This is a genomic window from Alteromonas sp. PRIM-21 (assembly GCF_027563165.1).
GTDB classification, from domain to species: domain Bacteria; phylum Pseudomonadota; class Gammaproteobacteria; order Enterobacterales; family Alteromonadaceae; genus Alteromonas; species Alteromonas macleodii_A.
This window is the reverse complement of record NZ_JADOEK010000001.1, coordinates 107,813-130,439: the sequence shown is the minus strand read 5'-3', so window position 1 is coordinate 130,439 and position 22,627 is coordinate 107,813. Positions and strand designations below refer to the sequence as shown.

The following is a 22,627-nucleotide window of genomic DNA, read 5'->3' as shown; positions in this document are numbered from 1 at the left end:
CCTGTTAATTCATCGCCTTACTTGATAGGTTTACGCGCGTACCGTTTGAGCAGGCTCGGAACATCTAAAATTAGTGCAATACCACCGTCTGAAGTAATTGTTGCGCCAGCCATACCAGGCGTACCTTGCAACAATGCATCAAGTGGTTTAATAACCACTTCTTCCTGGCCTATCAGCGCGTCTACGACAAATCCTACTTGTTGAGTACCAATTTGTACTACAACAACATGCCCCTTTTCTTTATTTATATTTTTGGGGCCTCGGATTAACCATTCGCCAAGGAAAAACAATGGAATTGCTTTTGAACGAACTATCATTGTTAGCTGGCCATCCACCGTATTGGTCTTCTTGATGTCCATGTTTATTATTTCGTTCACCGCACCTAATGGTAACGCAAAGGTCTGTTTTCCTACAACAATCATTAACGTAGGTAGAATCGCGAGCGTTAACGGTACCTTGATATCTAATCGTGTACCTTTTCCTAACTGCGAGTCGATATTGATGGTACCGTTGAGCTGGTTAATCTTTGTTTTAACCACGTCCATGCCCACACCACGACCTGAAATATCGCTAATTTCGGTTTTAGTAGAGAAGCCAGGAGCAAAGATAAGGTTAAACGCTTCAACATCAGACATGCGTGCTGCTGCATCTGCGTCCAATACGCCGCGACTAATTGCGATCTCTTTTAGCTTCTCGGCGTCCATACCTTTACCGTCGTCTTCGATAGTAAGAAGAATATGGTCGCCTTCTTGAGATGCTGATAGCTGAACCGTACCCATGCGAGGTTTACCAGCTGCCGCACGATCATCCGGCATTTCTATCCCGTGGTCGACAGAGTTTCTCACCAAATGCACTAGCGGGTCGGCCAATGCTTCAACCAAGTTTTTATCTAAGTCTGTCTCTTCACCTACAAGCTCTAAGGTAATTTCTTTCTTTAAGCTTCTAGCTAGGTCACGTACAACGCGAGGAAAACGGCCAAACACTTTCTTGATAGGCTGCATGCGGGTTTTCATTACTGCACCTTGCAGGTCTCCCGTCACTACATCTAGGTTAGCAATGGCCTTTGACATACTCTCGTCGTTGCTGTTGATCCCCAAACTTATTAGTCGGTTTCTAACGAGTACGAGTTCACCGACCATATTCATAATTTGGTCTAAACGCTTTGTGTCTACACGTACTGTTGTCTCAGCAGGTGGTGGAGCAGGTGCTCCTTTTTTATCATCTTTCTTGGCAGGCGCTTTTGGCGCAGCTGCTTTACTCGTTTTAGCTGGGCTTGCTGCACTAGGTGCGGGCTTTGCCTTAGGCGCAGCCGGGGCACTCGGCGCCGCTTGCTTTGCTTTTTGAACAGCTTCGGTAGCCGCTTTGTCTACAGGAGGTTCAGATACCGCTGGAGCAGAGCCTTGTTTAGTTGGCCCTTGACCTGAGCCGTGAAGCTGATCAAGCAGTGCTTCAAATTCATCGTCGGTAATTTCTTCATCACCGGCACTACTTGCCGGAGCAGCTGCTGATGCTGGTTCTACAGCACTTTTTTTGTCTCCACCAAACTGGCCTTTTCCGTGCAGATCATCTAACAGTGCTTCGAACTCTTCATCAGTAATGTCATCACTGTCAGTGCTCGCCGCTGGTGCTGACGTTTGCGCAGGCTCCGTTTTGGCGGGTTCTGTATTGGTTGATGCAGCTTGTCCTGGAGCACCACCTCCATGAAGCTCATCAAGGAGAGCCTCAAACTCATCTTCGGTAATTTCTTCTATACCACCGCTACTTTCACTGGTATCTGACGCTGCTGGCACTGGTTCATCTATAACTAGTTCCGGCTCTTCTGCAACGACCTCGGGCTCAGCCGCGACAACTTCTGGCTCAGCCGCAGGCGCACTTGCATTGTCGAAAATGTTTTCATCTGGAGATTCTGGGCGACTGAGTTTGTGTAACAGGTCGACGAGGTGTGCATCTGCCGGCTCTAGCGGCTCTTGTGCTTTTACTCGCTCAAACATTTCAACTACCACATCAGTGGCTTGCAAAATGATATCCATTAACTCAGGCGTTAGCGTTCGTTGGCCATTGCGCATAACGTCAAAGACGTTTTCAGCACCGTGACAAATTTCAACTAACTCAGTAAGAGAAAGGAAGCCCGCTCCCCCTTTTACTGTGTGATAGCCGCGAAAAATTGCGTTAAGCAAGTCCGCGTCTTCAGGATTGTTCTCAAGATCAACGAGCTGTTCTTGTAATTGTTCAAGTATCTCTCCAGCCTCAACCAGAAAGTCCTGTAATATTTCCTCGTCAACATCAAACGACATGCACCCGCTCCCCTAAAAACCTAAGCTAGACAGAAGATCATCTACATCATCTTGACCTGAAACGACGTCGTCTCGTTTGTCAGCATCAATAATTGGGCCTTCTGCCTCTACACCATCAACCTTATCGGCCTTAACGCTGGAAGGTTTAGTTTGTTCTGCACCGTCCCGTTCGCCAAACATAGTAAGCATATTTACAAGACTATCTTCGACTTCTTTAACCAAGTCGATAACGCGACGAATAACCTGTCCAGTCAAGTCTTGATAACCTTGTGCCATCAAAACTTCAGTAAGTAACTGTGTAAGTTTAGCCGACTGATTCGAACCGTCTTCCAACAATTCGTCTAAGTCTGCACATAAAACCTTAAACTCACCCAACTCGATTTGGCGGTTCATCAGCTTTTTCCACTCTGGCATAACCTTTTCGATTCGCTCCGCGAGAAGTTCAGCGATGGGCATGCTCGCCTCTACGGCATCCATAGTAGTATTAGCAGCTTTTTCGGTTTCTTCAATTACGTAGGTAAGGCGGGACTGAGCATCAGGGATATCGTCTGTAGCTAAATTTTTGATGCGGTCGTCTATTTGAAAGTTGTTTAATGCGTCGTGGAGTTGACGCGTCAACTTGCCTACTTCAGCGAATAGCTCAACGTTTTCTTTCATTGAGACGGCTTCAAGTAGTGCATTAGCTGAAGCCTTGTCACCTTCTTCAAGAAAAGTGACAAGCTGCTTTGCTTCTTCTAACGATATTGGAACGTTTACATTCGTTGACATCCAGTAAACCTCATTTATCTGGTGAGCGTCTGGATCAACCTAAACGTTCGAATATTTTATCTAATTTTTCTTTAAGCGTTGCCGCGGTAAAAGGTTTAACAACGTAACCATTCACACCCGCTTGGGCGGCGGCAACGATCTGTTCCTTCTTCGCTTCAGCGGTCACCATAAGTACTGGCAGATGCTTAAGTTTGTCATCGGCTCTAATCGCTCGGAGCAGATCTATACCCTGCATACCAGGCATGTTCCAATCAGTAACAACAAAGTCGAAATCGCCTTGTTGTAACATAGGTAATGCGGTGCTTCCGTCATCCGCTTCCTGGATATTGGCAAAACCCAAATCTTTAAGCAGGTTTTTGATGATTCGTCTCATGGTTGAAAAGTCATCGACCACGAGAATTTTCATGCTTTTGTCCAAAATAGCCTCCACTGAGGGGTTAATTGTTTTTAATTTCTATTCTTCGTCAGCTTGCCACGACTTCATTCGTGATTTGAGTTTTAACATGGCTTGACTATGAATTTGACTGACTCTCGACTCACTTACGTCGAGAACCTCGCCTATTTCTCTTAAGTTTAGTTCTTCATCATAGTAAAGTGAAAGAACAATCGCTTCTCGCTCGGGTAATGTCGTTATTGCATGGGCCAGCGCTTTTTGAAATGCGCCCTGCATTAAATCTTCTAACGGTGCATCACTGCCTCGACTTTGCTCGGTAGTGATCACATCTTCCGACACACCTAAATCTTCAATGCCCACCAACTTCCCGGCATTTACTTCATTGAGCATCTGGTGATAATCCTGCAAGCTCACATTAAGCTTGTCAGCAATATCGGAATCTCGTGCGTCGCGCCCAGTTTCACTCTCTACCTGAGATATCGCTTCTGTTATCGCGCGACCATTTCGGTGAACAGAACGTGGCGTCCAATCACCTTTGCGTATTTCGTCCAGCATGGCACCGCGAATGCGGATACCTGCGAAGGTTTCGAAGCTTGCGCCTTTCGACCCATCAAAGTTTCGAGCGGCCTCTAACAAACCAATCATGCCTGATTGGATAAGGTCATCAACAAGTACACTCGCAGGCAGGCGCGCCATCAAATGGTGCGCAATACGCTTAACCAGAGGCGCATGTCTTTCGACTAACTGCGATTTATCTGTTTGCTGTTGATAAGCGGCTGCCTTGCTGTTCAACGTTGACTTCCTACGGCTTTTTCTGCAACTAATTGTTCAATGAAAAATTCTAAGTGGCCACCAGGCTGCGCTGGAATAGGCCAAGTAAGCGCCCTGTTTGCTAGCTTAGTTATCGCTACGGCTGCAGGAGAGCCTGGAAAAGCATCAACAATAGCTGTTTGCTTACGCACTGCTTTGCGAATATTTTCGTCAAATGGCACCGTCGCCACTAATTCTAGTGCAACATCAAGAAAACGCCCTGTCACTTTGCTTAATTTGCTAAATAATTCCTGACCTTCTCGCACATCGCGAACCATATTGGCTACAACTTTGAAGCGAAAAACACCGTGCTCACGGTTAAGGATTTTTATCAGCGCATACGCATCAGTTAGTGATGTTGGCTCATCGCAAACCACCACCATGATATCTTGGGAGGCTTTAGAAAAGCTTAGTACCATATCTGAAATGCCAGCAGCGGTGTCGACTATTAGTACGTCTATTTGAGAACGCAGCTCGCTAAACGCTCTTATTAGGCCAGCGTGCTGTGTGGGTGAGAGTTCCGCCATTGACTGCGTACCAGATGTGGCGGGAGCAATCTTAATACCGTGGGGGCCGGTTACTAAAACCTCGTCCAACGTGCACTCGCCAGAGAGTACGTGAGATAGGTTTTTCTCAACTCGCAGGCCTAGCATCACATCTACGTTTGCAAGACCTAGGTCCGCGTCAAGAACCATTACACGCTTGCCCTGCTTCGCCATGGCGATAGCAGTGTTAAGTGTAATGTTTGTTTTACCTACGCCACCTTTACCACCAGTGACGGCGATTACTTTGATTAACCGTGATTGCTTCATTTTTCTTAAGCTACTCGCTTGATCGTCAATCATACTGCTTATGCTGTTTTAATTGCGTTGTTACCACTAGTATGATTCAAACCGTACTTTTTATAAAGCTTTGCAGCAGCGGAAACCAAAGATTTCGCTTCTGCAATCTTAATGTCTTCAGGCACTTTTTGACCATCGGTGACATAACTAACCGGTAGTTGGTATTCAACCGCTGCACTAAGTACCTCTCCTAAAGAGTAGCACTCATCTAACTTTGTGAAAATACAGCCACTTAGTTCAATATCGTCATACGCTTGAATGATTCTCTGCAAAGCCGGATATTGCGTATTGGCTTGCGCTACCAAATATTTTTTAACTTTTGGCATTTGGCCATTGTCGAACTGCTTAATCTGCTTAATTAATCGACTATCACGCTGACTAAAACCTGCTGTATCAATCAATACTAGTCGCTTATGACGAAGTTGGAACAATAAATCTGCAAGTTCTTCACTAGTTTGCGCTTTTCGCACAGTACAGCCAATAATTTTTCCGTATGTCGCTAGTTGCTCATAGGCTGCAATTCTATACGTATCGATAGTAATCATAGCCACCGATTCTGCACCATATTTCTGCGCGTAGCGGGCGGCCAACTTTGCAACCGTAGTTGTTTTACCTGTACCAGTAGGCCCAACTAATGCAACGGCACCTTGTGAGCTAAGTATATCGTTTCCGGTAACATTTATGCGATTAGCCAATAGGTTAAGAAGATATACCCATGCGTCACGTTCATTGTAATGAGCCGGTGTGTAGCTAATAAGCTGTGTTGCTAGTGCACTACTCAACCCCATATCGGTTAATCGCGTGACCAGATATTGATGAACAGGTTTTTGACGCTTGTTCTTCGCTTCCATTAAGTCAGCAACTTGATACTGCAATACGTCGCGAAGTGAAGCTAACTCTTCTTTGATTTGAGCTAGTTCAGCTGACTGGGATACAGGTGTTTCACCCATACTTGACGCCTGGTGCTCAGGAAAAGTCTCTTGCTCGACAACATCTCGACCTGGCGATTGTGTTCCAAGGTCGTCGATAAACGCTTCTGAAAAATCTAAGTGAGAGGCAATTTCGTTAGCGTGCTTAGCGTTCGCTGACATTGGCTGTGTTGGTTGTGCAGAACTGCTTGCAACTGGGTTTCCACCATGCTGCTTTTCCAACAGCGCTTTTAAGCTGTCAGGACCGTCATCACCAATAATTTCACTTAAGCTAGGCACTGCCTTTTGGCCAGGTGTTTTTGCCGCGGCTTGTGGTGCTGCCTTAGGCGTGAAAAGCTTAGCTTCAGGCTCTTTGTCGTAGGCTGCTACAAGCTCGATGCCGTCAGCGACTTTGCGATTTGACATGATCACAGCATCACTGCCCAACTCAGCTTTAACTTGGCTTAGCGCCTCACGCATATCTTTGCCGAAGAAACGTCTAATTTTCATTGCAACCTCTCCAATCACCCAGTGTCAGATTATTGACCGACCGAACTGACTATTTTTATTTGTTTGTCGTCAGGCACTTCTTGGTATGAAAGAACATGCAGCCCAACAACAGAATACTTTAAGAAGCGAGACAGAACCGGTCGTAGCATGCCTGAGGTAAGGAGTACTGCAGGTTCTCCTTCTAACTCTTGCTGCTGACTGGCTTGCTGCAATGATTTTTGCAGCTTGTCTGCCAGACCTGGTTCGATACCAGCACCGTCTTCGCCACCTGCTTGAAGGGACTGGTGCAACATCTGTTCCAACTCTGGCGCCAAGGTTATGACAGGTATCTCTTTCGCCCCTTGGGTAATTTCTTGAACGATTAGACGCTTGAGTGCTATACGCACCGCAGACACCAGTACATCTGGGTCTTGGCTTCGTGTACCGTATTCACTAAGAGTCTGAACAATGGTGCGCATATCGCGAATAGGCACACCTTCAAATAGCAAGGTTTGCAGCACTTTCACAACTGTACTAAGCGGCAGAATATCGGGCACTAAACCTTCAACTAATTTAGGGTGCTGTTTGGCCAGCATATCTAAAAGCTGCTGCGCTTCTTCATGCCCAAGTAACTGATAGGCGTTATTGGAAAGTAACTGACTAAGATGAGTCGCAACAACAGTGGCGGCATCAACAACCGTGTATCCAAGAGTTTGCGCGTGCTCGCGCTTATTAGGCTTAATCCACACCGCATCTAACCCGAAAGCAGGGTCTTTAGTAGCGCGCCCTTCTAATTTTCCGAACACTTGTCCGGGGTTAATGGCAAGTTCTTCGTCGTGACTTATAACGGAATCGCCAATAGTGACGCCGAGCATAGCGATGGTGTAAGTGTTAGGCTCTAAGTCTAAGTTGTCGCGTATATGAACGGGTGGAATAAGGAAGCCAAGTTCTTGGGAAAGTTTTTTACGCACGCCTTTAATTCGCGTTAACAACTCGCCACCTTGAGATTTATCAACAAGAGGAATTAAGCGATAGCCCACTTCTAAACCAATGGTATCCACCTGCTGAACATCGTCCCATCCCAGCTCTTTAACTTCAGGTGCAACAGTTTCGTCTTTTGCAATGTTCTCTGGTAATTGAGGTTCTGCCGCTTTCTTCTTAGCTTGAACTGTCTGCCAATATGCAAACCCTGCAATCAAAAATGAAAAACCCAAGAATGCGATATGAGGCATACCCGGGATGATACCCATGACGAAAAGCACGCCTGATGCAATATAAAGCGCTTGATTATTGCCTAGCTGGCCACGGATTTCTTTACCCATTTCTTGGGTTTCGTTTTCACGAGTAACGATAATCGCCGTTGCTACCGAAAGTAGCAATGAAGGTATCTGCGCCACCAAACCATCACCAATGGTCAAGATAGTGTAGATCTCTATGGCATTTCCAAATGAAAGATCGTGCTGAATCATGCCTATAAACAATCCGCCAACGATATTGATAAGCATGATAAAAAGACCGGCAACCGCATCTCCTTTTACAAACTTCGATGCACCGTCCATCGACCCGTAAAAGTCTGCCTCTGCGGTTATTTCTTCACGACGCTGACGCGCTTGGTCTTGATCGATATAGCCTGCGTTCAAATCAGCGTCAATTGCCATTTGCTTACCTGGCATAGCATCCAAGGTAAAGCGAGCACTTACTTCTGAAATACGTCCTGCACCTGCGGTTACTACCTTGAAGTTAATAATAAGAAGGATAGCGAAGACAACAATACCCACAGCATAGTTACCGCCGATAACAACCGCACCGAAGGCTTCAATCACCTTCCCTGCTGCATCTCCCCCTTCGTGACCGTACAACAATACAACCCGCGTAGATGCAACGTTTAGTGCCAGACGCAGAACTGTCGCAATTAGAAGCACAAGTGGGAAAATACCAAAATCCACAGGCCGTTGAGTGAGTACCGCCACCAAAATGATGACGAGAGAGAGCGCAATATTAAAGCTAAACAATACGTCGAGTAAAAACGGCGGCATGGGTAGAATTACCATTCCCATGATTGCCAAAAGGACAATAGGCGCGCCTAAACCACTGGTAAAATTTTGCAGCTGATTTTTATCGAATCGCTGAAGATAACCGGATAACTGCATGGCTGGGTGTCTCTCTATCAGAAAATTGACGCTTTATGTAAATCTTCAATAGAGTTTTCAACTAACGTGCCAGCTTTATACAAAGCGGCATTTACATATACCAATAGACCCCAAAAGTATGCGAAAAGTATAAAAAGGCCAAAAAAAACCGCAGTAAAATAGTCACTTAGCGACGGTATTCTGGAGGAATAGGCAAATCTCGTTTAAGTGGTTTAGGACGCTTACCCTTTCCTGCCCTATGTGCTTTAAGCTGATAGACGTGTGCTAGCACCTGCGCTACCGCCATAAATAAGGCGTTGGGGATTTCATCGTCGACTTCTGTCGAATAAAAGATGGCACGAGCAAGTACAGGAGAAGGTATTAAGGGTACGTCATTGGCGGTAGCAATTTTTCTGATATGCATGGCCAATTCATCAGCCCCTTTTGCCACCACAACAGGTGCTCTTACGCCCTGTTCATCATACTTAATCGCTACTGAAAAGTGAGTCGGGTTGGTTACTACCACGTCTGCCTGAGGTACTTCCTGCATCATGCGCTTGGTTGCTGCTTGATACTGCAAACGGCGAATACGGCCTTTAACCATAGGGTCGCCCTCAGCATTTTTGCGCTCGTCTTTAACCTCTTGCTTGGTCATTTTCATTTCTTTGTTGTGCTTATACATTTGATAAGGCACATCGATAAGCGCGATGGGGATCATGCCACAGACTAGAATGAGAAATGCCCATTTAAGTATGTCCATAGCGTGAAACAGGTTGCCCGGATAAAGCTCCATATCTAAATGCAGCGCTTCATCTTCGAAGAACAACAGCGCCCCTATGGCCATACTGATGATAACCACAACTTTAGCGATAGATTTTAATAGCTCAACCAAGCCGTTCATACCGAACATTCGCTTAAAGCCCTGAATTGGACTCATTTTGGAGCCCTTAGGCTTTGCACCTTCCCAGGTGAAATTAAAACCACCAAGAGCAATAGAGCCATAGATGCCGGCTATCATGGCAACCACCATATAAAGCAACACGGCTGGACCTACCGCTGAGAAAGCTTCGCCCCAAGCGCCGAACATGTGGGTAGTATCATAAGTTTCGTCGCGAGAGAGAATAAACATTCGCTGGGTGAGCTTGAAAACAGATTCAGCAACCCATTCACCCACAAATAAAAACATAAAGGCGCTGACAATAAGCACTAAAGTTGTGGATAGTTCACGGGAACGGGCCAGCTGCCCTTTTTTTCGGGCATCATCGAGTTTTTTCCCCGTGGGGTCTTCTGTTTTTTCGCTTGAATCTGCCATTTTTTCCTAACCACAAATGTTCAATAGTTCACACATAAACTGTTCGGCTCTAAACCATTGGGTTTCAAAGTGCGCAGTAAAGTTATCTAGCGTTATCCAAATAATCAGCAATCCCATTACCTGAGCAATGGAAAAGCCAATACTAAAAATGTTTAGCTGGGGTGCAGCCTTGGTCATTACACCAAACGCTAAATTCACAATAAGTAGTGACACAATGGGCGCTAGAGACAAGGTTACTGCCGATATAAACATCCAACCGCCCCAATGGGCAATATCTCGGAACTGTTCACCTGTCCACCATGCTTCGCCTATGGGAAACGCCTCGAAGCTCATTACTATCATTTGGATCATGGACAAATGCCCATCCAACGTCCAAAACAATAAAGTCGCCAATATTAGATAAAACTGACCAACCGCAGGTACGTTTATACCGTTTACGGGGTCAACAATAGACGCGAACCCCAAACCTGTTTGCATGGCTATGATTTGGCCTGCAAGCACGAAGGTATTAAGTACCATCATGGAAATAAAGCCAATAGCAATACCAATAAGCAACTGCTGAATAACAATTAAAAATGTGCCTACATCCACCAAGTTTTCTATAGGTGATGGAGGGACTACTGGCATGATGATGAGCGTTAGCATTATACCCAGCAGGGCTCTTACCTGCGGGGGGATTGATTTTGCACTCAATCCAATCATGGCTACGAACAAGCCGCTAATGCGCATAAATGGCAGCAGCATGTCCGCAAGAAATTGATTGATGGTGGCGAGTTCAACTTCCACAGCTTAAGCCTTCTACCCCACAACCTGAGGGATCATATCAACCATTCTGAAAGTAAAATCCATAAGCTGTTGTACCAGCCAGTTTCCTCCCCAGCTCAGTGCGAGAAGTGTGACAAGCAAGCGAGGTAAGAAACTCATGGTCTGCTCGTTGATACTGGTAGCAGCCTGGAATACAGCCACTACTAAGCCCACGATGAGGCTTGGAACAATCACCGCAGACACCAAGACAATAACCATGAACATGGCTTCTCGCAGTATTTCTACAAAGACTTCTGGTGACATAAGCCCTCCTAGACGCCCATACCAAAACTGGTCGCCAACGTTCCGAAAATAAGGTTCCAGCCATCGACCAATACAAAAAGCATGAGCTTAAACGGCAAAGATACAATCATAGGCGAGAGCATCATCATACCCATGGCCATCAATATAGACGCTACCACCAAATCGATAATGAGAAAGGGGATAAATAGCATAAATCCAATTTGAAACGCCGTTTTAAGTTCACTAGTTACAAATGCTGGAATTAGGATGGTTAGCGGGACTTCATCTGTATCTGCATATTTTCCTTCATCTCCGGCTATCCGTACAAACGTTTCTAGGTCTTTTACCCGTGTTTGAGAAAGCATAAACGCGCGCATGGGGCCTTTGGCTTGCTCTAGGGCATCTAGGCTGGTGAGTTGCTCGTTAAGATAAGGCTGCAAGGCGCGCTCGTTCACCTCTTCAAATACCGGCGCCATAATGAACATAGATAAAAACAAACTTACGCCAATTAATATCTGGTTCGAAGGTGATTGTTGAAGGCCAATTGCCTGTCGCAGAATGGACAGTACCACGATGATACGCGTAAACGAGGTCATCATCATGATAAACGCAGGGATAAGGCTTAACGCTGTCATGATAAACAGCGCTTGAAGTGTCATAGTATAGTCTTGAGAGCCATCTTGATTGGTTGTCACCGTGACGGCTGAAATTCCCTGCTGAGCATAAGCAGGCTCAACGAGAAATAATAAAGGTAGTATTAAAAGTAGCCAGGCAAACTTACGCATCTCTCGACTCTTCCTGTGTTTTGTTTTTATCTATGTTCGGGTTCAGCTTTCCTGCCATGGCAGCAACAAGCTTTTGTTTAAATGCATCTGCGCCATTTTGTTGCTCGCCTGTGGTTTTGTTTACACCTTTCACAGGCACATCGAGATTCTTATCTAATTTGCTTAAATGAGAGATGTTATGACTGGTCACGCCAATAAGGTGCTGCTCTTCGCCTACCTGAATCACCATGATTTTTTCTTTTGTGCCAACAACCATGCTGGCCGCGACTTTCATTTGGTTTCCGCCCATAGCAGTGACATTAAACCGACGCATTACGTACGCTAAGGCAAAAATAACGCCGACGACCACCAGCAAGGAAAGGAAAATTGACAGTATCGATGTGGGATTGGTGATTGATTGGGTCGACTGTGCAAACGCAAGCTGACTAAATAAAAGGGGCAGCATAGCGCAACCCCTTAGTTTATAAGAAGTTTTATCTGAGCTTCTTGATTCTCTCAATTTGACTAATAACATCCGTTAATCGAATACCGAATTTGTCGTTGACCACTACTACTTCTCCATGAGCAATCAACGTGCCATTAACTAATACATCTAGTGGCTCACCGGCAACACGATCCAGTTCCACCACAGAACCCTGGTTCAACTGTAGCAGATTTCGGATACTTATTTGACTACGACCGACTTCCATCGAGATAGTCACAGGAATATCTAGAATGGTATCTAGCTTTTTCTTCTCTTCTTGTGTAATTGGCGCATCATCTGTTAACTCGTCAAGTTCAGCAACTTGCACGTCTTCATTATCGCCAACTTCTTGATCCGCTTCAGATTCGGCTTGCTCGGCCATCGCCGCAGCCCAATCATCCATACCGTCTTCACTCATGGGAACTCCCCTCTACCTTACAGGTCTTCTTCGAGTACTTGCAGTTCCGCGTCATTATCAATAATGCGCCCACCGCGGGTTAATAACTGTAGCTCAGACTTCACTGAAGTCGGTCTTGCAATTTTCTCTACTATTTTCAGCGCCAAGTTATCGCGGCTGCGACCTAATTTAGCCCTGAAAGTCGGTAAATCTTCAATTAATACTGTGATGGTTTCCGGCATTTCCACAGGAATGATATCGCCAGGCTTAAACTCCATCACATCGCGAAGCGGTACATCGACATCTAGCATGTGCGTAGTTAATGCTACTTTCACATCCATAATCTCATCGCGAAGTGCCTTACTCCAACGTAAATCTGTATCTTCTTTATCGCTTTGAACACCTGCATCTAGGAGTTCGCGAATAGGCTCTAACATTGAGTATGGCAATGACACGTGGAAGTCGCCACCGCCACCATCTAGCTCGATATGAAACGAACTTATGACTACCACTTCAGTCGGACTCACAATATTCGCCATGGCTGGGTTTACTTCTGAGTCTAAATATTCAAACGACACGTCCATGACAGGCGCCCAGGCTTCTTTATAATCTTCAAAGATTATTTTAAGCAGCATCTGAATAATACGACGTTCCGTGGGCGTGAATTCACGACCTTCGATTTTCGCATGGTACCGGCCGTCACCACCAAAGAAGTTATCTACCAGAATAAAGACCAAGCGAGCTTCCATGGTAATTAGCCCCGTACCTTTAAGCGGGCGGAAACGCACCATGTTCAAACTCGTTGGAACGAACAGTGTATGAATATATTCGCCAAATTTAATCATCTGAATACCGTTAATCGATACTTCAGCTGAACGTCGCATCATGTTAAATAAACTTACACGCATGTGACGGGCAAAACGTTCATTCACAATTTCGAGCGTAGGCATACGCCCACGTACAATTCTATCTTGCGAGGAGAAGTCGTACTCGAGCGTAGAAGCATCAGAGTCGCTACTGCCGACCTCTTCCTCTTCTACATCATCTACCCCGTGTAACAGGGCATCGATTTCATCTTGAGATAATAAATCACTCACCGTCTTCTACCTTACTTAGTCGATGCATTACTGCATGACAAAACCAGTAAACAATACGCGCTCTACAACATCGCTGCCCGTAATGTCTTTCAATGCTTTTTGTACTTCAGTTACCGCTTGCTCACGAAGCTCAATTTTACCTGCCTCTGTGACAAGATCATCTGCATTTGACGTACTAAAAGCTTGCAAAAGCGTACCTTCAATAAGAGGTATATGCGTTTTTGCTAACTCTTCGTTATCAGAACCACGTACTAATAGCTGTACTTTAATTTGGACGAGTCTGTCTCGTCCTGATCCGGGCACATTGAAGACGAAGGGTCTTGGCATTGCAACGTAAAGGGCCGTTCCTATTTCAGCATTACCCGAACTCGCTGCCGGTGCACTCTCAGCGGCCGCCGCAGCGTCAGCTTCAGCCAGTTGTTCGGCCGCAGGTTCATCGCCTCCTGCAAACAGTAAGAAATAAGCGGCAGCTCCACCACTTACAAGAACCACAGCGATAATGATGATCAACATCATTTTGCCTTTCTTTTTACCGCCTTCTTCTACCTGTAACTCTTCATCAGCCATGTGTAACTCATAAGTAATATTAAGAAAAAACGTATTATCAATGTTCCATCGCAAATGGCAATGCCATTATTCGTATCTACATCTACTTGATACGGTAACAGCAGCCATCAATTGCTATTGAGCGGCGTTACCTCGACCTGTTTAATCGGATTCAATTGAATACATCAAACATAGCAGTCTAAAAATAATCTCACCATGCTACCTATTGATAATAGTTTTGCTTAATTTTAAGCGTAGAAATCAATTCCACCCTTGGCTGTCCGCGTCACTGATTGCTCAATAATCCGCGTTTCGCCCATGTCGTCTAAACCGTCATTTTCTCCACGGTTTTCGGTGCCATTTCCTCTGCTATTTTCGTTTGCAAGTTGCTGGCCATTTTCGTTACCCGACGAATTATCTTTTCTTACTTCAGCATCACCTAACTCAATGCCTTGTTCAGAAAGCATATCTCTTAATTTAGGCATGGCATCGGCTAGCGCTTCCTTTGCTTGTTGAGATTGAACAACAAAGCTTACGCTTGCTGCGTCACCTGCAACATTTACCCGAACTTGCATGCTGCCCATTTCCGGCGGATCGAGTCGAATCTCAGCCATGGTGTTGCGCGCATTCACCATCCAGCGAATTTTTTCATTTAGCTGCTGCTGGCCCTCTGGCTTATGAATGTTGACCGCCTTATCAAAGCCTTCAAACTGCTGCTGAGATTTTGACGCTTCAGCGCGAAGCTGGGTGTTTTCCTGTATTACCGTATCGGTTTGTCCTACCATACTTGCGAAAGCTTGTTGGGCGCTGGCCTGTGTTTGCGTCATCAAGTTAAGGAACTGACTCGCCTGGCTATCGACCCTAGCAGTCATTGAAGCAATTACTTCGGTATTTACTGCTGCCTCGTTGGCGGCATCAGTCACAATAGCCGTCAAATCAATGCCAGGCTCTCTACCTTGCTGAACTTGTTGCTGAAATTCATTAATACCAGCAATGATATTTGCCTTCACTGCTTGTTGTTGTGCACCACTTGGTATTACTGTAACTACACGTTCAGCAAACGCCTCGGTAGCCTTTTGTGCAGTTTGTGGGGGAAGTTCACTTAACGCAGTTAATAGGTCGCTTTGTGAATCACCAGACATTTCAAAGCTAGTATTTGAAGGTATAGCACTTTGAGAAATAGCATTTTGGGCATTCATTACTGACGCTTTGTCAGTTACCTTCTTTTTGCCTGCTCCGTTAGTATTTACATCACCATTTTCTACGACAGATCCGTCAATGGCTACTTCAGCGGCTATGTCAGTGATTGTGTCAGAATACAATGCTTCTAACTGAGAGCTGGCTTCATCTGAAGATAATTTTTGCATCGCTTTAAGCTCATCAGATAACAGACTCAACACAAGAGATTCATCTGATGCGTTTGTACTATTTGTCAGCGTTTCCTCAGCTCTATTACTTGCACTTTGATCCGCATCGATATCGCTTTCTTTTTGCTGCATGAGTTGTGCAATTAGCGCAGAAAGTTCACTGGCATTTGAATCTAATTTATCATTGGCGAGGAGTTGTGAAAGCTCAGCGTTTACTTCGCCGTTAGCACTATTTTGTTCGCTTTCAGCGCCAAGCAATAGTGCGGTTAAAGCACTCAGTGTTTGTTGTGCTTCAGTAGAAAGGGATTCTATAGCGATTTCTCCCTCACTGCTGTCACTATTAAGCTGAGAAAGTAAATGCGCCATGACCGAGGGCACGTCGCTGGCATCTACACCATCTGGGATCTTCCAAAGCTTTCCGTTTTCTTTTACAGAAAGAACATTAACCGTCTCATCTGAAACTTCAGAAATACCATTGGTTGTTCTGTTACCAGGATGCTCTTGTGTTTGCTCTTTGTTATCAGTCTTACCAAAGCGTTCTGCTAAAGTTTCAACATAGGCAATCCAGTCGGGCTCTTCATCAGCCTTATCCGGCTTTCCATCAGGCGTACCTGGTGTGGTAACAACGCCTGCCTCAGCATCTTTTCTGCCGCCTTCTCCGATAACAAACTCTGCTTCGGTTACGCCTTTTTGTTCAACCCCACCTTCAGTGTCATCTACTGCCAAACTGGCCTTTTCTTTTTCGCCCGAGTTGAGCTGTGCTTCTGTCTCTTTTCGAGCAAAGGCTGCGTTTTCTTCTTTTGTACCTGGCGCTGACTCTGTAGGATTGTCTGTTACTTTCTTTTCAACAGGAAGATTGGTATGTCCGGCATCGCGGTCTTTACCCTTCTTCACCGTTTCATTAGAAACTGAAGTGTTAGCTGATGAGCCTGTCGAACGGGTTGTCTCCCCGGACTGAGCGCGTATAGCATCTTTGTCATTTAAAACAAAATCTGCTTTGCTCGATTTTGCTTCCTGATAAAGTCGATTAAATGCTTGGTTGTTTTCGCTATTCGCTTGCTGTTGCGTACCAATACCTGTTTCAACCGCTTTAGCTGTGCTAGAAGCAGAGAAAGGTAATGCGGCAATGTCTGTTTTATGTGCGGCAACTTGTTGCATATTGTCCTACCGTCCTACATTTATCTCGTCTTTCACCAAGAAGACTTTATGTGATGCGAATAAATCACTGGGCGTTATTTTTAAACAAACCGAGAGAAATAAATCGCAAACCCACCAACGCTTATCTACATTTCAAACACTTAGCTCTACTCAGATAACCTCTATGGCTATCGTTTGGCTTAAGGTTTTATGCTCGCTATCGTTGAATTTCCTACTTTGTAATAAGTGTAGAACTTCAAACAAACACTCTTAGAGCGTAATAGCCATTGCTTTAAAACTAAGGCGCGCTGTTACATTTCATATTGATTTTGCAAGGGTTGAGCCAAAGTGGCTTAAGAAGGTACTAATTATTAGAAAGGTGAGCGCTTAGCTCTGAAAAATCGTTGGGTAGCAAACTCATCCATCATGGCCTGTTCTGCCTTGGCTTCTTTTTTCTGCTCTGCCAATTTTTTCTTATCTAGTAGCAAGGAAACGGCTTTCACTTTTTGCTGTTGCTTTAACCACATTTGCTTGCGCTGGTCCGCTGCCATTTGTGCACGGGCAATCACTTGCATTTGCTGTTCACACGCTTTATCTAATTTTCCAACAAAGGATAAGTGTTGTTGATAATAAGTAGCCGTAACGCCGGTTTGACCGGTTTGTTGAATACCTTTGATATAATCAATGCGATACTGCTCAAGGCTAGTTAATTTTTGCTTTTGCTGATTAACGTTTTGCTGAGCCTGCTGGTAATACCGGGCTTCTCGCTGCTCTTTTTCTCGCTCAAACTCGGCTAGACGCTCTAGTTGTTTAGACATTTTTGGCTTCCTCACTCACGGAGCCTAATTGACTGTTCGTTAAAGCCCATGCAGCCGCTACTGAAAAACACATTATCCTTGCCCTAACCCTTTGGCGAGGGCGGCCATGCCTTCCAAACTTTCATCATAAGGAATGACTTGCTTCATTCCTTGCTGCAACAAAGCATTGATAGCGGGCTCTGCACGAATGGCTAAATCAATACGTGGGTCCGACCCTTTTGCATAAGCACCAATAGAAATAAGGTCTTGGTTTTGTTTGTAGTTGGAGTAAACCTGGCGAATGCGACGAGCCATAAGTTGATGTTCTTCACTCACCACCATTGGCATTACACGGCTTATCGACGCTTCAATATCAATTGCAGGGTAGTGACCACTATCGGCAAGGGTTCGCGATAAAACCACGTGACCATCCAAAATGGCACGAGCAGCGTCTGCTATGGGGTCTTGTAAATCGTCGCCTTCAGTGAGTACCGTATAAAAGGCCGTGATAGAGCCTTGCCGCTCGCTGCCATTACCAGCTCGTTCAACTAATGCAGGTAGCCGAGCAAAGACCGATGGCGGATAGCCTTTTGTTGCTGGAGGCTCACCTACAGCCAGCGCAATTTCACGCTGCGCCATGGCATAACGGGTTAACGAATCAATGAGCAACAGCACTTTCATGCCTTTGTCACGAAAATACTCCGCAATAGTTACCGCAGTTTCACAGCCCTTTAAGCGCATAAGCGGTGAAGTATCGGCAGGTGCAGCTACTACAACCGCACGTTTGCGTTCTTCTTCTGTTAGGATTTCGTGAATAAATTCTTTTACTTCTCGGCCACGCTCTCCGACAAGCCCTACAACAACTACGTCGGCTTCACAGCCCCGGGTCATCATGCCTAATAACACACTTTTACCCACGCCACTTCCTGCGAAGAGCCCCATACGCTGACCGACACCCACCGTATTGAGTGCGTTAATGGCGCGTACGCCTACATCCATCGGGGTGTTTATGGGACGGCGGATAAGCGGGTTCATTGGCGGCCTAGTCGTCGGCGCGCGGGCTTCGGCATTTATTTCACCTAAACCGTCAAGGGCCTGACCATTACCATCTACCACGCGCCCTAAAAGCCCCATACCTACCGGCAAACCGCTTTGTCGATTTAGCGGCATCACGCGACTTCCTGGTACAATACCGCGTACCGCTTCGGTGGGCATTAAATAAGTTATATCATCGCCAAAACCAACCACTTCGGCTTCTATCTCACCTTCAATGGTCTGTACTAAACACTGACTGCCAACGGGTAGCTGACACCCCACCGCTTCGAGAGTTAAACCGATACCACGAACTAACTTGCCGGCAGCGACTACCGGCGGAGAAGAGACCTGTTTTGTGAGGGATTCAAAATGCGAATGCCAAGGGCTAGTCATCTGACAAACCTTGGTTTAGTAAAAATTTATCTATAACGTTACGGCATCGGCGCTCAATAGACACATCTACGGCGTTTTGTGCAGTGGTAATATCGCACCCTCCGCGTTCCATCGCCGGGGCTTCAACCAGACTCCATCCTTTTTTGGCAATTTCTTCGTCGCCGAAATGCGCTTTTACCAATTCAATATCGTCTGGGTTCATGTGAATTTGATAATCTGCTTGATTAATGGGTAACGCCTTAATGCCTTCACTTAACGCTTGAAGTATCACTTGTTGATTAGTGCTGACCTCTGTTTTAATAACTGCTTTTGCAAGTGTTACAGCAAGTTTAACCAGCTGGTCACGGGTTTCATCGTTAGCCTGAGAAAGTGGGTCGTGAAATTTTTCAGCAAGCATTTGCCATACTTCGGCTTGAGTTGCCATTTGCTGGCGACCTTCTTCTAAGCCCTGTTCAAGACCTTCGTTATGACCTTGTTCTTTACCTTCGGCCAAGCCAGTTTCAAGACCTTCAGCTTTACCTTCTTCAAAACCTTTTTCCTTGCCTTCCTGAAAACCTTCGTCATAGGCAGCCTGGCGAATAGTTTCTATCTCTTCAGCAGTAGGAGGCTTAATTTCCTCTTCAACTTCAGGGGGCTCATACTTCCAATCTGAGCGTTTGTTCAGTGCATTGGTTGTCTCGTCTTTTCTAGCTGCCCGTGGATCATCGACAAACGGTAGATCCCACGCTTTAGCTTCGTTTATTTCGTTTTCACTGAAATTTTTATTACCAGACATTTTTTATTACCAAAGACTTTTTATTTCGAGGCTCTTTATTAAAAGACCTAGTTCTACCTCAGCTACAGCGCTAAGGGCATCAGAGTGCTTACAAGAACTCTTCACCGCCACCGCCGCCAAGCATGATTTCACCTGAGTCAGAAAGTCGACGGGCAACAGAAAGAATTTCTTTTTGTGCAGTTTCCACTTCACTGATACGAACAGGGCCAAGCGCCTCCAAGTCATCGCCAAGCATTTCAGCAGCACGCTTAGACATATTGCGCATAATCTTATCTTTAAGCTCTTCGTCAGCACCTTTAATCGCTTTAAGCAGCGCATCTTGCTGCACTTCTCGCAATATTGCCTGAATGCCTTTGTCGTCTACATCGACCAAATTGTCGAAGACAAACATAAGATCCTGAATTTGCTGACTCATCTCTTCGTCTTGCTCGCGAATAGCGTCCATCAGCTGACCCTCTATCGCGGTATCCAAGTAGTTCATGATGTTCGCTGCAGACTTCAAGCCGCCCATTTTCGCCGCTTGCGTTCCCGCTTGACCAGCAAACTGCTTCTCCATAATTTCGTTTAGTTCTTGCAATGCTGCTGGCTGAACTTCTTCTAGATTCGCAATACGCATCAACAGATCAAGACGTACTTTTTCTGGGAATTGCGCCAAAATTTCAGCGCTTTGCTCAGGCTCTAGATAAGACAGTACAATGGTTTGGATCTGCGGGTGTTCGTTGCGAATAATGCTCGCCACCTGCTTAGAGTCCATCCATTTCAATGAATCTAGACCTTTTGCGCCACTGCCCATTAGGATCTGATCGATAAGGTTTGCCGCCTTGTCTTCACCTAAAGCCGCAGTTAGTGCTCGCTTAACAAAGTCTTGGCTCTGGAAGCCAATAGTGCTGTAGTTCTGAATCTCTTCAATGAAGTGTTTGTGAACTGACGTAATTTTGGTCTGCGTCATATCGTCCACTTTCGCCATTTCAGAACCCAGCTTCTGCACTTGTTTTGGTTCAAGGTGCTTTAATATCTGCGCCGCATCTTCTTCAGATAAGCTAAGTAGTAAGATGGCAGCTTTTTCTACGCCTTCTAATTTACTGACGTCGTATGACGGTTCTTCAACATTGGCAAGTTCTTCAGCCATAATCTTATCTCACTACTCGTCTTGCATTAACCAGCCCTTAACTACCTGGGCTGATAATTCTGGTTCATTGGCCACTAGCGCGCGTACGGCTTTAAGTACATCTTCGTCTTTGTGCAAGTCAGGTAGCATAAGTGAACCATCTGGCGCAAAGCCTACCTGTCCTTCGTCAAAGTCAGACGTTAACATGCTAATTGTGTCATCGCCTAAGTCTAAGCCTTCATCGGCATCAAATTCATCTGCCTCGTTAGACTCATCTGGGTTAATAAGACGACGTAGCATAGGTCGAATCACAAAGATGATAAGTACTATTATAACCAAGCCACCAACAACTAGCTTAAGAATTGGTAGAAAACCAGGCTGTTCCCACAAAGGCGCATCTTCAATTTCACCTGCATCCATACGAGTAAAGGGTACGCTAACCACTTCTAGCGAGTCGCCGCGGGTTACGTCAAAGCCAATACCGCCTTGTAATAGTCTTCGAATATTAAGAATTTCTTCTTGTTTGCGTGGCGTTGGCGTCATAGCGCCGTCTTCACCTGCAACTTGGGTATAGTCCACTGCCACCGACACACTTAGTCTGCGGATTACACCTGTCTGTTTTTTAGTATGACTAATGGTGGTATCAAGCTCATAGTTGCGCGTTGACTCTTTTGCCGTGCGCCCTGGCATGGTTTGTTGACTGCCGCCCACTGCGTTTTCTGGAATATTGGAATCTAACGGAGGCTGATTTGATAATGCGCCAGGAATACCCCCAACGCCGCCACCCACGCTGTTCTCTTCGACGATCATTTCACTGCGAACCGCAGGCAAGTCTGGGTTGTAGCTACGCTGGGTTTGCTCCATCGCCGTGAAATCCATTGTAACGTCAGCTTGCGCCGTGTAGTTACCTATACCCAAAACTGGAATCAATATAGCGTCAATTTTTTCTAGATACTCTTGCTCGCGCTGACGTTCAATTTCGTACTCTTTTCTGGCACGAGCACTCATTGAATCTTGCGAGCCAGAGTTAAGCAGACGACCGTTGCTGTCAGTTACCGTTACTTTAGACGGCTCCATGTTTTGTACTGCAGAAGCCACGATATCAACGACCGCATCAACCTCTTCACCAGCAATGATGGCACCACGTTTAGCGGTTAATACCACTGTTGCGGACGCTTTCTTCTCTCTACGGGCAAACACGTTTTCTTTTGGCATCGCCAGCAGTACTCGAGCTTTTTGAATACTTGCGATATCTTCGATGGTCGAGGCAATTTGCTGTTCACGCGCATGTTTAAGACGTTCCATCTCAACACGCTGACTTACACCAAAACCCATGTCCTGCATGATGATATCGGTACCAGCATCTGAGGTTTTAGTTAACCCTTGGCGTGTCATACCCAGGCGGATATTTTGGAATTCGTCACTTCTTACATAAACAGTATTGCCTTCAAGCTTATAGTCGATTTGATTCGCATCCATATAATCGAGAGTTTCGATAAGCTCTTGGGTTTCCATCTTAGCAAGGGGACGATAGTCAGGCTCTTGTGACCAAATAAGGATGAAAATAGCAATAGCCACACAAATAACCAAAACAACCACAAGGGCCATTTGGCGCATCATATCTGCGCTACCTAACGTATCCATGAAACCAGATTTATTCTCTGGCTCATTGTCCGCTGTTTGATTTTGATCAGGAACCGTAAGGTTTGTACCTGTTGCTTCAGCCATAACCTA

General features: G+C 45.5%; 21 protein-coding genes. All 21 read right to left on the bottom strand.

All coding sequences use genetic code 11. From position 1 onward, the window contains the following. Positions 1-17: 17 nt before the first annotated feature. The 21 genes from IW644_RS00500 to fliF all read right to left on the bottom strand — a co-directional run bounded on the left by IW644_RS00500 (position 18) and on the right by fliF (position 22,621). Complete coding sequence (locus IW644_RS00500) at positions 18-2,294, bottom strand: chemotaxis protein CheA (protein ID WP_269915978.1); 2,277 nt, start codon at positions 2,292-2,294, stop codon at positions 18-20. A 12-nt stretch (positions 2,295-2,306) separates the two neighbouring features. Beyond that, positions 2,307-3,062: a protein phosphatase CheZ gene (locus IW644_RS00495; protein WP_269915977.1), complete on the bottom strand. Its 756-nt coding sequence runs from the start codon at positions 3,060-3,062 to the stop codon at positions 2,307-2,309. A gap of 34 nt (positions 3,063-3,096) precedes the next feature. Continuing rightward, positions 3,097-3,480 carry a chemotaxis response regulator CheY gene (cheY, locus tag IW644_RS00490; protein ID WP_025254383.1) on the bottom strand — a complete coding sequence of 128 codons (384 nt, stop codon included), beginning with the start codon at positions 3,478-3,480 and terminating at the stop codon, positions 3,097-3,099. A 36-nt stretch (positions 3,481-3,516) separates the two neighbouring features. Next, complete coding sequence (locus tag IW644_RS00485; protein WP_118489982.1) at positions 3,517-4,248, bottom strand: RNA polymerase sigma factor FliA; 732 nt, start codon at positions 4,246-4,248, stop codon at positions 3,517-3,519. Further along, positions 4,245-5,111 (bottom strand): MinD/ParA family protein, encoded by an 867-nt coding sequence (locus IW644_RS00480; protein ID WP_118489983.1) that lies wholly within the window; start codon positions 5,109-5,111, stop codon positions 4,245-4,247. The genes IW644_RS00485 and IW644_RS00480 overlap by 4 nt, the downstream gene beginning before the upstream one ends. 5 nt (positions 5,112-5,116) lie before the next feature. After that, on the bottom strand, positions 5,117-6,526 hold the full coding sequence (flhF, locus tag IW644_RS00475; RefSeq protein WP_269915976.1) for a flagellar biosynthesis protein FlhF: 1,410 nt from the start codon (positions 6,524-6,526) through the stop codon (positions 5,117-5,119). 29 nt (positions 6,527-6,555) lie between these two features. Continuing rightward, the gene (flhA, locus tag IW644_RS00470; protein WP_179982667.1) at positions 6,556-8,655 is read right to left on the bottom strand and encodes a flagellar biosynthesis protein FlhA; all 2,100 of its coding nucleotides are present in this window, start codon (positions 8,653-8,655) and stop codon (positions 6,556-6,558) included. A gap of 166 nt (positions 8,656-8,821) precedes the next feature. Then, positions 8,822-9,946 carry a flagellar biosynthesis protein FlhB gene (gene flhB / locus IW644_RS00465; RefSeq protein WP_269915975.1) on the bottom strand — a complete coding sequence of 375 codons (1,125 nt, stop codon included), beginning with the start codon at positions 9,944-9,946 and terminating at the stop codon, positions 8,822-8,824. A gap of 6 nt (positions 9,947-9,952) precedes the next feature. Continuing rightward, the gene (fliR, locus tag IW644_RS00460) at positions 9,953-10,732 is read right to left on the bottom strand and encodes a flagellar biosynthetic protein FliR (protein WP_269915974.1); all 780 of its coding nucleotides are present in this window, start codon (positions 10,730-10,732) and stop codon (positions 9,953-9,955) included. A 12-nt stretch (positions 10,733-10,744) separates the two neighbouring features. Further along, a complete protein-coding gene (fliQ, locus tag IW644_RS00455; protein ID WP_012517675.1) occupies positions 10,745-11,014 on the bottom strand; it encodes a flagellar biosynthesis protein FliQ in 270 nt (89 codons plus the stop codon). 8 nt (positions 11,015-11,022) lie between these two features. Further along, positions 11,023-11,778 (bottom strand): flagellar type III secretion system pore protein FliP, encoded by a 756-nt coding sequence (gene fliP, locus IW644_RS00450; protein ID WP_269915973.1) that lies wholly within the window; start codon positions 11,776-11,778, stop codon positions 11,023-11,025. After that, complete coding sequence (fliO, locus tag IW644_RS00445) at positions 11,771-12,223, bottom strand: flagellar biosynthetic protein FliO (protein ID WP_269915972.1); 453 nt, start codon at positions 12,221-12,223, stop codon at positions 11,771-11,773. Before fliO ends, fliP begins: the two co-directional genes overlap by 8 nt. 28 nt (positions 12,224-12,251) lie before the next feature. Further along, positions 12,252-12,659 (bottom strand): flagellar motor switch protein FliN, encoded by a 408-nt coding sequence (gene fliN / locus IW644_RS00440; RefSeq protein WP_269915971.1) that lies wholly within the window; start codon positions 12,657-12,659, stop codon positions 12,252-12,254. Between the two features lie 17 nt (positions 12,660-12,676). Then, on the bottom strand, positions 12,677-13,735 hold the full coding sequence (gene fliM / locus IW644_RS00435) for a flagellar motor switch protein FliM (RefSeq protein WP_179982662.1): 1,059 nt from the start codon (positions 13,733-13,735) through the stop codon (positions 12,677-12,679). Positions 13,736-13,762: 27 nt separating this feature from the next. Beyond that, a complete protein-coding gene (fliL, locus tag IW644_RS00430; protein WP_269915970.1) occupies positions 13,763-14,302 on the bottom strand; it encodes a flagellar basal body-associated protein FliL in 540 nt (179 codons plus the stop codon). Positions 14,303-14,529: 227 nt separating this feature from the next. Continuing rightward, the gene (locus IW644_RS00425) at positions 14,530-16,806 is read right to left on the bottom strand and encodes a flagellar hook-length control protein FliK (protein WP_269915969.1); all 2,277 of its coding nucleotides are present in this window, start codon (positions 16,804-16,806) and stop codon (positions 14,530-14,532) included. A 350-nt stretch (positions 16,807-17,156) separates the two neighbouring features. Further along, the gene (gene fliJ, locus IW644_RS00420; RefSeq protein ID WP_269915968.1) at positions 17,157-17,603 is read right to left on the bottom strand and encodes a flagellar export protein FliJ; all 447 of its coding nucleotides are present in this window, start codon (positions 17,601-17,603) and stop codon (positions 17,157-17,159) included. A gap of 72 nt (positions 17,604-17,675) precedes the next feature. Next, a complete protein-coding gene (gene fliI, locus IW644_RS00415; protein ID WP_269915967.1) occupies positions 17,676-19,010 on the bottom strand; it encodes a flagellar protein export ATPase FliI in 1,335 nt (444 codons plus the stop codon). Continuing rightward, the gene (fliH, locus tag IW644_RS00410; RefSeq protein WP_269915966.1) at positions 19,003-19,785 is read right to left on the bottom strand and encodes a flagellar assembly protein FliH; all 783 of its coding nucleotides are present in this window, start codon (positions 19,783-19,785) and stop codon (positions 19,003-19,005) included. Before fliH ends, fliI begins: the two co-directional genes overlap by 8 nt. 88 nt (positions 19,786-19,873) lie before the next feature. Continuing rightward, positions 19,874-20,914, bottom strand: coding sequence for a flagellar motor switch protein FliG (fliG, locus tag IW644_RS00405; protein WP_025254367.1), 1,041 nt, complete (start codon positions 20,912-20,914; stop codon positions 19,874-19,876). A gap of 12 nt (positions 20,915-20,926) precedes the next feature. Next, a complete protein-coding gene (gene fliF / locus IW644_RS00400; protein WP_269915965.1) occupies positions 20,927-22,621 on the bottom strand; it encodes a flagellar basal-body MS-ring/collar protein FliF in 1,695 nt (564 codons plus the stop codon). Positions 22,622-22,627: the final 6 nt, after the last annotated feature.